This is a genomic window from Kluyvera sichuanensis (assembly GCF_014218705.1).
Classification (GTDB): Bacteria; Pseudomonadota; Gammaproteobacteria; order Enterobacterales; family Enterobacteriaceae; genus Kluyvera; species Kluyvera sichuanensis.
This window is the reverse complement of sequence record NZ_JABBJF010000014.1, coordinates 1-12,612: the sequence shown is the minus strand read 5'-3', so window position 1 is coordinate 12,612 and position 12,612 is coordinate 1. Positions and strand designations below refer to the sequence as shown.

The 12,612-nt window shown below is 51.1% G+C and carries 14 protein-coding genes and 1 other annotated feature; of the genes, 4 read left to right on the top strand and 10 right to left on the bottom strand.

What is annotated here, in order from left to right:
- Nucleotide 1: 1 nt before the first annotated feature.
- The 7 genes from pheT to thrS all read right to left on the bottom strand — a co-directional run bounded on the left by pheT (nucleotide 2) and on the right by thrS (nucleotide 6,869).
- Complete coding sequence (pheT, locus tag HII27_RS14860) at nucleotides 2–2,389, bottom strand: phenylalanine--tRNA ligase subunit beta (protein WP_185668626.1); 2,388 nt, start codon at nucleotides 2,387–2,389, stop codon at nucleotides 2–4.
- Nucleotides 2,390–2,404: 15 nt separating this feature from the next.
- Nucleotides 2,405–3,388, bottom strand: a complete 984-nt coding sequence (gene pheS, locus HII27_RS14855) for a phenylalanine--tRNA ligase subunit alpha (RefSeq protein ID WP_185668625.1) — start codon at nucleotides 3,386–3,388, stop codon at nucleotides 2,405–2,407.
- A gap of 60 nt (nucleotides 3,389–3,448) precedes the next feature.
- Nucleotides 3,449–3,573, bottom strand: a sequence feature (Phe leader region).
- Complete coding sequence (pheM, locus tag HII27_RS14850; RefSeq protein ID WP_001386830.1) at nucleotides 3,524–3,568, bottom strand: pheST operon leader peptide PheM; 45 nt, start codon at nucleotides 3,566–3,568, stop codon at nucleotides 3,524–3,526. (Overlaps the previous feature by 45 nt.)
- A 118-nt stretch (nucleotides 3,574–3,691) precedes the next feature.
- Nucleotides 3,692–4,048: a 50S ribosomal protein L20 gene (gene rplT, locus HII27_RS14845; protein WP_000124850.1), complete on the bottom strand. Its 357-nt coding sequence runs from the start codon at nucleotides 4,046–4,048 to the stop codon at nucleotides 3,692–3,694.
- A 52-nt stretch (nucleotides 4,049–4,100) separates the two neighbouring features.
- Complete coding sequence (gene rpmI / locus HII27_RS14840; protein ID WP_003030583.1) at nucleotides 4,101–4,298, bottom strand: 50S ribosomal protein L35; 198 nt, start codon at nucleotides 4,296–4,298, stop codon at nucleotides 4,101–4,103.
- Between the two features lie 96 nt (nucleotides 4,299–4,394).
- Nucleotides 4,395–4,937, bottom strand: coding sequence for a translation initiation factor IF-3 (infC, locus tag HII27_RS14835; RefSeq protein ID WP_071828920.1), 543 nt, complete (start codon nucleotides 4,935–4,937; stop codon nucleotides 4,395–4,397).
- A 3-nt stretch (nucleotides 4,938–4,940) separates the two neighbouring features.
- Nucleotides 4,941–6,869 carry a threonine--tRNA ligase gene (gene thrS / locus HII27_RS14830; protein ID WP_035896278.1) on the bottom strand — a complete coding sequence of 643 codons (1,929 nt, stop codon included), beginning with the start codon at nucleotides 6,867–6,869 and terminating at the stop codon, nucleotides 4,941–4,943.
- Between the two features lie 292 nt (nucleotides 6,870–7,161).
- Between thrS and yniD the strand changes: the two genes are divergently transcribed.
- Nucleotides 7,162–7,269 carry a small membrane protein YniD gene (yniD, locus tag HII27_RS14825; protein ID WP_185668624.1) on the top strand — a complete coding sequence of 36 codons (108 nt, stop codon included), beginning with the start codon at nucleotides 7,162–7,164 and terminating at the stop codon, nucleotides 7,267–7,269.
- Between the two features lie 268 nt (nucleotides 7,270–7,537).
- Here the strand turns inward: yniD and HII27_RS14820 are convergent, their stop codons facing one another.
- Nucleotides 7,538–7,783, bottom strand: a complete 246-nt coding sequence (locus tag HII27_RS14820; protein WP_185668623.1) for a YdgH/BhsA/McbA family protein — start codon at nucleotides 7,781–7,783, stop codon at nucleotides 7,538–7,540.
- Nucleotides 7,784–8,051: 268 nt separating this feature from the next.
- Entirely contained in the window at nucleotides 8,052–8,810 is a 759-nt protein-coding gene (locus tag HII27_RS14815) for a DUF481 domain-containing protein (RefSeq protein WP_185668622.1), read from the bottom strand.
- Between the two features lie 316 nt (nucleotides 8,811–9,126).
- Between HII27_RS14815 and pfkB the strand changes: the two genes are divergently transcribed.
- On the top strand, nucleotides 9,127–10,059 hold the full coding sequence (gene pfkB / locus HII27_RS14810) for a 6-phosphofructokinase II (RefSeq protein WP_185668621.1): 933 nt from the start codon (nucleotides 9,127–9,129) through the stop codon (nucleotides 10,057–10,059).
- A 274-nt stretch (nucleotides 10,060–10,333) separates the two neighbouring features.
- On the top strand, nucleotides 10,334–11,194 hold the full coding sequence (locus tag HII27_RS14805) for a fructosamine kinase family protein (RefSeq protein ID WP_185668620.1): 861 nt from the start codon (nucleotides 10,334–10,336) through the stop codon (nucleotides 11,192–11,194).
- A 29-nt stretch (nucleotides 11,195–11,223) separates the two neighbouring features.
- On the opposite strand, the gene tonB is transcribed toward HII27_RS14805, so the two are convergent.
- Nucleotides 11,224–11,937: a TonB system transport protein TonB gene (gene tonB / locus HII27_RS14800; protein ID WP_223883231.1), complete on the bottom strand. Its 714-nt coding sequence runs from the start codon at nucleotides 11,935–11,937 to the stop codon at nucleotides 11,224–11,226.
- A gap of 220 nt (nucleotides 11,938–12,157) precedes the next feature.
- Between tonB and HII27_RS14795 the strand changes: the two genes are divergently transcribed.
- Nucleotides 12,158–12,454, top strand: a complete 297-nt coding sequence (locus HII27_RS14795) for a YciI family protein (RefSeq protein ID WP_061285240.1) — start codon at nucleotides 12,158–12,160, stop codon at nucleotides 12,452–12,454.
- The last annotated feature ends 158 nt before the right edge of the window (nucleotides 12,455–12,612 follow it).

Genomic DNA, 12,612 nt, shown 5'->3' with positions numbered 1-12,612 from the left:
TTCAATCCCTCAATGATGCCTGGAATCGCTCTTTTAATGCCTCTACACATTTGGCGACGGTAGCGGCAATCTCCTCTTCTTCGAGTGTACGGCTGGTATCTTGTAGGATCAGGCTGATAGCAAGGCTCTTATAGCCTTCCGCAACACCCTTACCACGGTACACGTCAAATAAGTTTACGCCAACTACCTGATTTACGCCAACTTTCTTACATTCGTTTAAAATATCTGCTGCAGGCACGTTTTCAGCAACCACAACCGCGATGTCGCGACGGTTTGCCGGGAAGCGAGAAACGTCACGAGCCTGAGGAACCACGCGGTCTGCGAGCTTGTTCCACTCCAGTTCGAACACCAGAGTGCGGCCGTTCAGATCCAGCTTACGTTCGAGTTCCGGGTGAATAACACCAATGAAACCAACGCGTTCACCTTTCAGATAAATCGCCGCAGACTGGCCCGGATGCAGGGCTGGGTTTGCTTCTGCCTTGAACTGAATTTCAGATAATTTACCGGTCAGGTCGAGAACGGACTCCAGATCGCCCTTCAGATCATAGAAATCAACGGTCTCTTTTGCCAGGTTCCAGTGCTCATCGTAGCGGTTACCGCAGATAACACCACCCAGCATCACGTCCTGACGAATACCCAGCGGAGCCTGAGTGTCCGGCACAAAGCGCAGACCGGTTTCAAAGATACGTACGCGGCTCTGCTGACGGTTCTGGTTATAAACCACGGTAGACAGCAGGCCGGTCCATAGGGACAGACGCATGGCCGACATTTCGCTGGAAATCGGGTTTGGCAGAATCAGCGCTTCTTCACCTGGGTGAACCAGCTGCTGAACTTTCGGATCCACGAAGCTATAGGTAATCACTTCCTGATAACCTTTATCGTTAAGCATGGTTTTCACACGCTTGAGCGACAGATTAGCTTCTTTATGGCTGCCCATCACCAGACCAGCCTGTACTGGCTCGTTCGGGATGCTGTTGTAGCCGTAAATACGCGCCACTTCTTCAATCAGATCTTCTTCAATTTCCATGTCGAAGCGCCAGGTCGGTGCAACCGCCTGCCATTCGTCATTACCCACGGTCACTTCACAGCCCAGACGGGTCAGGATATCGGTCACCTGTTCATCGGCAATATGATGACCAATCAGACGATCCAGCTTGCTGCGGCGCAGGGTGATGGTCGCACGCTTCGGCAGCGTAGCATCGTTAGTGACATCGATGATTGGACCCGCTTCACCGCCGCAGATTTCGAGGAGCAGGCCGGTAGCGCGTTCAATCGCTTTGTACTGCAGTACCGGGTCAACGCCGCGCTCATAACGGTGAGACGCATCGGTGTGCAGACCATGACGGCGTGCACGGCCGGTGATAGACAGCGGGCTGAAGAATGCGGATTCCAGCAGCACGTTTTGCGTTTCATCGTTCACGCCAGAGTGCTCGCCGCCAAAGATACCGGCCATCGCCAGCGCTTTGTTATGGTCAGCAATCACCAGGGTATCGGCGTTCAGCTTCGCTTCGGTGCCGTCGAGCAGAACCAGGGTTTCACCCTCTTTTGCCATACGTACAACGATGCCACCTTCAATGCGATCTTTATCGAACGCATGCATTGGCTGGCCCAGTTCAAGCAGGACGTAGTTGGTGATATCAACAACTGCATCGATGGAACGAATACCGCAGCGACGCAGTTTTTCTTTCATCCACAGCGGGGTTGGCGCTTTAACGTTGATGCCTTTAACCACACGGCCGAGGTAACGTGGGCACGCGTCGGCAGCATCGACCTGAATCGGCAGCACGTCGGCAACGGTAGCGGCAACGGCGTTGATTTCCGGCTCGTTCAGCGGCAGCTTGTTCAGCACAGCGACATCACGTGCAACGCCGATAATGCCTAAGCAGTCGGCGCGGTTTGGCGTCACGCTGATTTCAATGGTGTTGTCATCAAGCTTCAGGTATTCACGGATATCGGTACCCAGCGGCGCGTCGGCCGGCAGTTCGATAATACCGCTATGGTCGTCGGAAATGCCCAGCTCAGAGAACGAGCACAGCATCCCTTCAGACGGCTCACCGCGCAGCTTAGCGGCTTTAATTTTGAAGTCACCTGGCAGTACGGCACCGATGGTCGCTACGGCAACCTTAAGGCCCTGACGGCAGTTTGGCGCACCGCAGACGATATCCAGCAGACGTTCGCCGCCTACGTTCACTTTCGTCACACGCAGTTTGTCTGCATTCGGGTGCTGGCCGCACTCCACCACTTCACCAACAACCACGCCGTTAAAGCTACCGGCAACGGCTTCTACGCCGTCCACTTCCAGACCAGCCATGGTGATTTGGCCCGACAGCGCTTCGCTATCAATCGCCGGATTCACCCATTCGCGTAACCACAGTTCACTGAATTTCATTGTTTTATCCTGCCCTTATTTAAACTGTTTGAGGAAACGCAGATCGTTTTCGAAGAATGCACGTAAGTCGGTGACGCCGTAACGCAGCATGGTCAGACGCTCCATGCCCATACCGAAGGCGAAGCCGGAATAAACTTCCGGATCGATACCGACGTTACGCAGGACGTTCGGGTGCACCATGCCGCAGCCCAGAACTTCCAGCCATTTACCGTTTTTGCCCATCACATCCACTTCAGCGGAAGGTTCGGTGAACGGGAAGTAGGACGGACGGAAACGAATCTGCAGATCTTCTTCAAAGAAGTTACGCAGGAAGTCGTGAATCGTGCCCTTCAGATTAGTGAAGCTGATGTTCTTATCAACAATCAGACCTTCCATCTGATGGAACATTGGGGTGTGCGTCTGATCGTAGTCGTTACGATATACGCGGCCCGGCGCGATAATACGGATTGGCGGTTCCTGATCCTTCATGGTGCGGATCTGTACGCCGGAGGTCTGCGTACGCAGCAGACGGGTAGCATCAAACCAGAAAGTGTCGTGGTCAGCGCGTGCCGGGTGGTGCGCGGGAATATTCAGCGCATCGAAGTTGTGATAGTCATCTTCGATTTCCGGACCCGTCGCCACGGTAAAGCCGAGCTCACCGAAGAAACTTTCAATACGGTCGATGGTGCGAGTAACCGGGTGTAAACCACCGTTTTCGATACGACGGCCCGGCAGGGAGATGTCGATGGTCTCTGCGGCCAAACGGGCGTTCAGTACGGCGCTTTCCAGATCGGCTTTACGCGCGTTCAGTGCCTGCTGCACCTGCTCTTTCGCTTCGTTGATAACGGCACCCGCTGCTGGACGCTCTTCTGGCGGCAGTTCACGCAGTGTGGTCATCTGAAGGGTCAAGTGCCCTTTCTTACCCAGATATTCGACGCGGACATTGTCTAACGCGGCAACATCTGAAGCCTGGTTAATGGCTGCCTTGGCACTGGCAACCAGCTCTGCGAGATGTGACATGGTTTTCCTCATTATGTCGGTGCAGACACCGGTTTGGTGGACTTAATCTCGAATTCAGATACAAAAAAAGCCTCCATCCGGAGGCTTATTGGCGCTGATTTTTCGTTTCTTCTTTCACGCGCAAGCCTCCTGAGTTCAGGTGCTAAAGTAAAAGAAGAAGCGGAAAATAGCAGCATTCATGCTTGCGTTACCTTGTGTGGTAATAACCGTAGAGTCTTTATTGAAAGGTCTACGCTGATAAATGTCAATGCATTGATACGGTTAAAATGAAAAGAGGGAGACTAGCTCCCTCTTCCAACTGGCTTATGCCAGTGCTGCTTTCGCTTTTTCGACCAGAGCGGTGAACGCTACTTTGTCGAATACTGCGATGTCAGCCAGGATCTTACGGTCGATTTCAACAGAGGCTTTTTTCAGGCCGTTGATGAATTTGCTGTAAGAAATACCGTTCTGACGTGCTGCTGCATTGATACGTGCAATCCACAGCTGACGGAACTGACGTTTACGTTGACGACGGTCACGGTAAGCGTACTGACCAGCTTTGATAACAGCCTGGAAGGCAACGCGGTATACGCGAGAACGCGCACCGTAGTAGCCTTTAGCTTGTTTCAGAATTTTTTTGTGACGTGCACGAGCAATTACACCACGTTTTACGCGAGCCATGTGAGCTCTCCTGTATCTATATTCTTAGTAAAAAAAATTAAACGTTAACGGCTTATGCGTACGGCAGGCACGCGATAACCAGACCCAGATCGCCTTTAGACACGAGGCCTTTTGGACGCAGGTGACGTTTACGTTTAGTAGATTTTTTGGTCAGAATATGACGCAGGTTTGCGTGCTTACGCTTAAATCCACCACCACCGGTTTTTTTGAAGCGCTTAGCAGCACCGCGTACGGTCTTAATTTTAGGCATCTTAATAACTTCCACTTCGCATTGTTAATAAACGAAACGTAGGCGAACAATATCAGTGAAGCCCTAAGGCTCCACCAACATTGCTACTTGAAGGCCTTACTGTTTCTTCTTAGGAGCGAGCACCATGATCATCTGGCGGCCTTCGATCTTCGTAGGGAAGGATTCGACTACTGCCAGTTCACTCAGATCGTCACGGACGCGCGTAAGCACTTCCATACCGATCTGCTGGTGGGCCATTTCACGACCGCGGAAACGCAGTGTGATCTTAGCCTTATCGCCATCTTCGAGAAAGCGAACCAGGCTGCGGAGTTTTACCTGGTAATCGCCATCATCGGTCCCAGGACGGAATTTAATTTCCTTAACCTGGATAACTTTTTGCTTCTTCTTCTGTTCCTTAGAAGACTTACTCTTTTCATAAAGGAACTTGCCGTAGTCCATGATACGACAAACTGGCGGTTCGGCGTTAGGGCTGATTTCAACTAAATCTACTCCGGCCTCTTCAGCCTTTTCGATAGCTTCTCTCAGACTCACAATACCCAAAGCTTCGCCTTCCAGACCTGTCAAGCGAACTTCCAGGGCGCGAATCTCGCCATTGATACGATTCGGACGTGCCGTTTGAACTCGTTTTCCGCCTTTAATACCTTATTCCTCCAGTTGTTGAAGACTGCGGCTGCGAATCTCTTGTTGCAGCTTCTCAATCACTTCACTTACGTCCAGGCTGCCCAGGTCTTTACCACGGCGGGTGCGAACGGCAACTTTGCCAGCTTCCACCTCTTTGTCACCGCAGACCAACATATAAGGGACACGACGTAAAGTGTGCTCGCGGATTTTAAAGCCAATCTTCTCATTTCTCAAGTCCGCTTTTACACGAATGCCAGCATTTTGCAGTTTACGGGTCAATTCGTTAACGTATTCAGACTGAGAATCAGTGATATTCATCACCACAACCTGCACAGGGGCAAGCCATGTTGGGAAGAAACCAGCGAACTCTTCGGTCAGGATGCCAATAAAGCGCTCCAGAGACCCCAGAATTGCGCGGTGAATCATCACCGGTACCTGACGCTCGTTGTTCTCGCCTACATAAGAGGCGCTCAGACGAGACGGCAGAGAGAAGTCCAGCTGTACAGTACCGCACTGCCATGCACGATCGAGGCAGTCATACAGGGTAAATTCAATTTTCGGACCGTAGAATGCGCCTTCACCCAATTGATATTCAAACGGGATGTTGTTTTCTTCCAGCGCAACCGCCAGATCCGCTTCAGCACGGTCCCACATTTCATCGCTGCCGATACGTTTTTCCGGACGCGTTGAAAGTTTGACCACGATTTTTTCGAAACCGAAAGTGCTGTACATATCATAGACTAAACGAATGCATGCGTTCACTTCATCACGCACCTGCTCTTCCGTACAGAAGATATGGGCGTCATCCTGAGTGAAGCCGCGTACACGCATCAAGCCATGCAGTGCACCTGACGGTTCATTACGGTGGCAGCTACCGAACTCCGCCATACGCAGCGGCAGGTCGCGGTAGGATTTCAGACCCTGGTTGAAGATCTGAACGTGGCCTGGGCAGTTCATTGGCTTGATGCAGTATTCACGGTTCTCTGAAGAGGTGGTGAACATCGCATCTTTGTAGTTGTCCCAGTGGCCGGTTTTTTCCCACAGCACACGGTCCATCATGAACGGGCCTTTCACTTCCTGATACTGGTACTCTTTCAGCTTAGAGCGTACGAAAGTTTCCAGTTCACGGAAGATAGTCCAGCCATCGTTATGCCAGAACACCATACCCGGTGCCTCTTCCTGCATATGATACAGGTCGAGCTGCTTACCGATTTTACGGTGATCGCGTTTTGACGCTTCTTCCAGACGCTGCAGATAAGCATTGAGGGCTTTTTTGTCCGTCCATGCAGTACCATAGATACGCTGCAGCATCTTGTTGTTGCTGTCGCCGCGCCAGTAAGCACCGGCGGTTTTCATCAGCTTGAAGTAGTGACAGAAACGCATATTCGGCACGTGCGGACCACGGCACATGTCGACGTATTCTTCGTGATGATACAAGCCAGGCTTGTCATCATGCGCGATGTTTTCATCGAGGATGGAAACTTTATAGTTCTCACCACGTTTGACGAAAGTTTCGCGGGCTTCGTGCCAGCTCACTTTCTTCTTGATGACATCGTAGTTTTTCTCGGCGAGCTCGTGCATACGTTTTTCGAGCGCGTCGATGTCTTCCTGGGTCAGCGTATGGTCAAGATCAACGTCATAATAGAAACCGTTGTCAATCACCGGGCCGATAGCCATTTTAGTGTTTGGCCAAAGCTGTTTGATCGCATGACCAAGCAGGTGGGCACAGGAGTGACGAATGATTTCCAGACCGTCTTCATCTTTTGCGGTGATGAGCGACAGGGTGGCATCGTTTTCAATCAGATCGGAAGCGTCAACCAGCTCACCGTTTACGCGCCCAGCGATGGTGGCTTTTGCCAGGCCAGGACCGATGTCCAGAGCAACATCCATTGGGCTAACGGCGTGGTCGTAATGGCGTTGGCTGCCATCAGGAAGAGTAATTACAGGCATTTAATGTCCTTATTTGCAGTGGTGCCCCACACGAAAGAGCACATACAAAACTATATGATTAAATTTATCAACAGGTTATGGATTGATTTCTGCTTCACTCTGCAAAAAATGAGGAGTGTGTACAAATTATGTACCCTGCTCCGCCTGCATCCGCCTGCCGATAACACCGTGGGTTAGTTTACACATCATCAGGACATGATAAAAGCCGCAATTACCCTATGGGGTACACACTGCTATCTTTACCAACAATTCTGATACACTACGTTTAATCTTAATGACATAGAGACAGAAAATGCCATCACATCGATTCGCGAAAAAACACTGGAAAATGGTACTGGTACTGATCGCTATCTGCGGCGCAATGCTTCTGCTCCGATGGGCGGCGATGATCTGGGGATAATGACGAGGGCGTTACGGTTAATAACGTGAGGCATTGAAGCCAATTTAACATTCTGGCCAGCACATTAAAATATATACAGAAAATGCTGTTAACGCAGATTAATTGACAATACGTGCGGCTAAATCCAATACAGATTTACATGTAAAATACAAAAATTGAAATTTGAATTTAAAATAATAGCAGCAAGAAAAACCGGTACCACTCTACCCGGTTTTCTCTGCCGGTATTAATAACTGAACAAAAATCAAATTATTACAGCACAGAAATATTAGGACCAACCGCCCGCAACCAGGGTGTGTACGTTAAATGCGTCATCCATAGACTGACCGGTAGACTGTGAGCCTGGCGCCATGTTAGAGCCTGCTTCAACGTCGTGCGCATTGGAGATACCGATGTGCTGTGCGGTAGTGGTGTTTGTAGAACTGGCAGGTTGAGTTACTGGTTCGGCAGCAAATACGCCGAAAGAGAGTGCTGACAGCAAAATAGCTGCAGATGCGATTTTGATATTTTTCATAATGTTTATTCTCTGACTTGATTAAGACTTTAGAACGCTAAGGCATCATTCCGCCCTTGAACATAGTCTAGATCCAGATCACACTTTTGCCTAGTCAAAATATTTAGCTATTCGTGTCAAATTTACTGAATATATGTCAGAAAGGTCGAATATGGAGATATTATGGAGAACTTGTATTTTTAATAAAATAAAACAGCGGTTGTTTTTAATAATAACACAAAACGATAAATTGAAAATACAGGCCGGGGATTCCCCAGCCTGTAAATGATTACATCGTGTAACCCAGGGTCAGCGATGTACGGCGATCGGTATGATTCGGCGCCGTTGCTGGTGGCTCAGAGTTCCAGGTCACGTTGTAAGCCACTTTCAAACCAAAGTGTGCGTTAATCGCAACGTTCAGCGCGGTTTCTGAGTTCACGGTGGTATCTTCAGCCCCAAGGACGGAAACGCCCTGAGTGAATTTAGCCGTGTCGGTCATCTGCCAGGCGTAGGTAGCGGAAGCGTAGCCCAGCGGCTGGGTTTCCGTATTGCCATCGGTATATTCGTCATAACGAACACCAGGACCGAATTCAAAACGGAAGCTGTGGATTGGCCCGTTCAGGAACTGGCGACCATAACCTGCCGTAAACACGTCGCGCTCATGGTAACCATTATAGCGATCGGTTAACCAGCTAGCCTGACCAAACAGGTAGTCTTCGTGTGTCATATTGTAACGGCTACGACCACCGACGGAGTATTTCTCGGAAGAACGTTCATCATTTGCAGAGGTGTTGCTGGCAGCGCCCCACAAGGACCATGCCGTCTCGCTACCGTACCATGTGAGCGTGGAATCTGCAGTCGCTGACGTACTTTTAGTGTTGCCAGACTGCGAGAGATAGCCCGCATTGACGTTGCCTTCAAAAGGCTTTTTAGCGGTAGTTGGGTCATCCATGACAGTAAAAACGGTATCACTGGCGGTTGCATACATAGACGCAAACACGCCCCCCAGCAGCACAACCGCTACCGGTACTGTCTTCAAAAGCTTCATTTATTAAAGGTCCGTACAACAAAATAGGAGACGATTCCGTCCCGGGAAACTTTCGCGAGGATCAACGATGGGGTGGTCCGTAGAAAGGCAACAAATTATAAAAAGGCACGTATAACATAGCAATCTATTCTTCTTTCATTTTTTGAATAAGAGCCCTCTCAAAGCACGTTTTATTTCATAATAAAAAACGACGACTTCTTTACACTTTTCTATAAAAATCAGTCCGTTGTTACTTTTCTTATCGATGAACCAGTGCCAGACTTAAACCCAACTGTGTTCAGAGCCGTTTGCCGGCTCATAAAGGGAGGTTATCGCTATGGTCCAGATCTACACGCTGACGCTCGCCCCTTCACTCGACAGCGCCACCCAAACGCCACAAATCTATCCAGAAGGTAAACTGCGCTGCAGTTCCCCTGTGTTTGAGCCCGGCGGCGGCGGCATTAACGTTGCCCGCGCAATTAACTTTCTCGGAGGCCGAGCTACCGCCATCTTCCCTGCCGGTGGTGCCACCGGCGAGCACCTGGTCGCCCTGCTCCAGCAGGAAAATGTTCCCGTTGAAAGTATCAATGCGCACGAGTGGACCCGCCAGAACCTTCACGTCCACGTCAATACCAGCGGCGAGCAATATCGCTTTGTCATGCCCGGTGCGACGCTCAATGAAGATGAACTGCAACAAATTCAGCAAAAGATCCTGCTGATTGCGCCTGGCTCTCTGCTGGTTATCAGCGGCAGCCTGCCGCCCGGCGTTTCCCTGGAGCAGTTCACGACGCTCATTAAAACGGCTCAACACCATGGGCTGCGGTGCGTTATCGACAGCTCTGGTGATGCGTTGACCGCCGCGTTAGCCATTGGTCAAATCGAGCTGGTTAAACCGAATCAGAAAGAGTTGAGTGCGCTGGTCCAGCGTGAACTCATCCAGCCTGATGACGTTCGCAATGCCGCGCAGGAGATTGTCCGCAGCGGTAAAGCGCGTCGGGTAGTGGTGTCATTAGGAGCACAGGGGGCGTTGGCAGTGGATGAACAAAACTGCGTGCAGGTCGTTCCCCCACCAATTAAAAGCCAGAGCACCGTGGGTGCGGGGGATAGCATGGTCGGCGCGATGACTCTGAAACTTGCTGAGCACGCTAGTCTTGAAGAGATGGTCCGCTTTGGGGTTGCCGCAGGCAGCGCAGCCACGATCAACCAGGGTACTCGCCTGTGCTCACGGGAAAATACCCAAAAAATCTACGATTATCTGCAACAGCACTAAATGTTCAAAAATCGGACTCGCGGAGCCCGCCGCGAGTCGCGAAATTGCCGTTATCGGCTATGCTAACAAAACTCCATTGTTAACAATGGTGTGCATCGCGATGGTGGAACCAACCATTGCCACGGGTGAGCCATCATGCGTTTGTCGCAGAAGGCATACGACCTTGCCTCTGCTTTCTACACTCTTTTTACCCGTTGTGCGGTCTAGCTCGTATTTTTACCCGGTCTTTATGCGCTAACCTTATGATATGGCAGAAAACATGGGGAGAGACATCATGTGGCAAGCGATCAGTAACCTGTTAGGCGAGCAACTTGGAAGTGGCGAAATCGATCAGCGTACTGAACTGCCCGGCGGAGAGATCCATGCCGCATGGCATATGCGCTATGCGGGTCGAGATTTTTTCGTCAAATGCGATGAACGAGAATTACTGCCCATTTTTACTGCGGAGGCCGACCAGCTTGAGCTGCTCTCTCGCAGCAAAACCGTGGCCGTCCCTGAAGTCTTCGTCGTCGGCTCCGATCGCGACTACAGCTTCCTGGTCATGGAGTATCTCCCGCCGCGTCCGCTGGATGCGCATAATGCTTTCTTGCTGGGGCAACAGTTGGCCCGCTTGCACGAATGGAGCGATCAGCCGCAGTTTGGTCTCGACTTCGACAACGACCTATCCACCACCCCGCAGCCCAACGCCTGGCAACGGCGCTGGTCCAACTTTTTCGCCGAACAGCGTATTGGCTGGCAGCTGGAATTAGCAGCAGAGAAAGGTATGGAGTTTGGGGATATCGATGCGATTGTCGACCACGTCCAGCAGCGCCTGAGTTCCCACCAGCCGCAGCCGTCTTTACTGCACGGTGATTTGTGGTCAAACAACTGCGCGCTGGGGCCAAACGGGCCATATATATTTGACCCTGCCTGTTATTGGGGAGACCGCGAGTGCGACCTTGCCATGTTGCCGCTGCATCCTGACCAGCCGCCGCAAATCTACGATGGCTATCAGTCCGTCTCACCGCTGCCGGCCGATTTCCTTGAACGCCAGCCGGTGTATCAGCTGTATACCCTCATTAACCGGGCCATTCTGTTTGGCGGGCAGCATCTGGTGATCGCGCAAAAGGCGCTGGATAACGTCCTTGCCGTATAACGACAAAGCCCCCTTTCGGGGGCTTTGCTTTAGTTCATCTGTACGCCCTTCAGGCGGAACTCAATATTCATAATCAGCCCCGTTCCCGGCTTACCAGATTCGTAGCGCCATTTGCGCATCGCCGTTTTCACGTCACGTTCAAACATGTTAGATGGCTGAGCGGAGAGAATTTCTACATTTTCAACGCGGCCATCGGCGGTCACGTCAAACTTCACTCGCACCTTGCCTTCAATACGTAATGCCTGCGCACGCGTTGGGTAACCCGGTTGCGGACGATTTAGCGCACGTGGGCCCGTTGGCGTATTCACCGAAGGCGCACTTGCCCCCGGCAGATTGTTAGCAACGGAACGCGCAGGCGGCGCATCGTTGTTCACCGTAGAAAGCGGACGCTGTTCAACCGGCTTAACTTCCGGTTTCGGCTGCTCGACCTTTTTCACCGGCTTCGGTTTAGGTTTCGGCTTAGGCTTCGGTTTATGAATAACGACCGGAGCCTGCGGTACTTCAGGGATCGGTTCCGGCTCTGGTTCGGGTTCAGGCTCGACGACCGGTTGTGGCTGAACCACCGCCTGTGGCGGCTCTAAATCGGCAGGCGCGACCATGGTAATGGTAATCGGCTGAGCGGGTGCGGGCAGTTCAATAACCTGATGTACCGAGGTATAAAGCAGACCAGCGACGACGGCACCGTGAATACCAACAGAGAGTAACGTCAGCCACGGAAAGCGGCGAGGTAAATCAAGGGTCATTGCAGTCATAGTCGTTACAGTTGAAAAATGAGACCCCGATTTTAAATGCAAATGACAATCATATTCAATAAGACATCTTATCTTCGATCAATTTTTTCCCCTTCCTGCCTAAAAAACCCCCGCCAAAACACAACTTTTCACGCCGCTAAAACTTTGCATTGCAGTCGCTGACGCTTTCCCTTACCGTAATTCGCAAATTATTTAAACAGGAGTTCCGCCCGTGCTTTACGTCATCTATGCCCAGGATATCGCCGACTCTCTTGAAAAACGTCTTTCCGTTCGCCCTGCCCACCTCGCTCGCCTGCAGCTTCTGCACGACGAAGGCCGTCTGCTGACCGCAGGCCCGATGCCTGCCGTTGATAGCAACGATCCGGGCGCCGCCGGTTTTAGCGGTTCAACGGTTATTGCAGAATTTGAATCACTGGAAGCCGCGCAGTCATGGGCGCAGGACGACCCGTACGTTGCCGCGGGTGTATATCAGCAGGTTTCAGTAAAACCTTTCAAAAAGGTATTCTGATATTTTAAAATAACTATAAAAATCAATGAAGGACATAAATAAGTACACTTTATTCGTGCCCTTGGTAATGCTGCCAACTTACTGATTTAGTGTATGATGGTGATTTTAAGGTGCTTGCGTGGCTTCCATTTCCATCAGATGTCCTTCCTGCTCCGCTA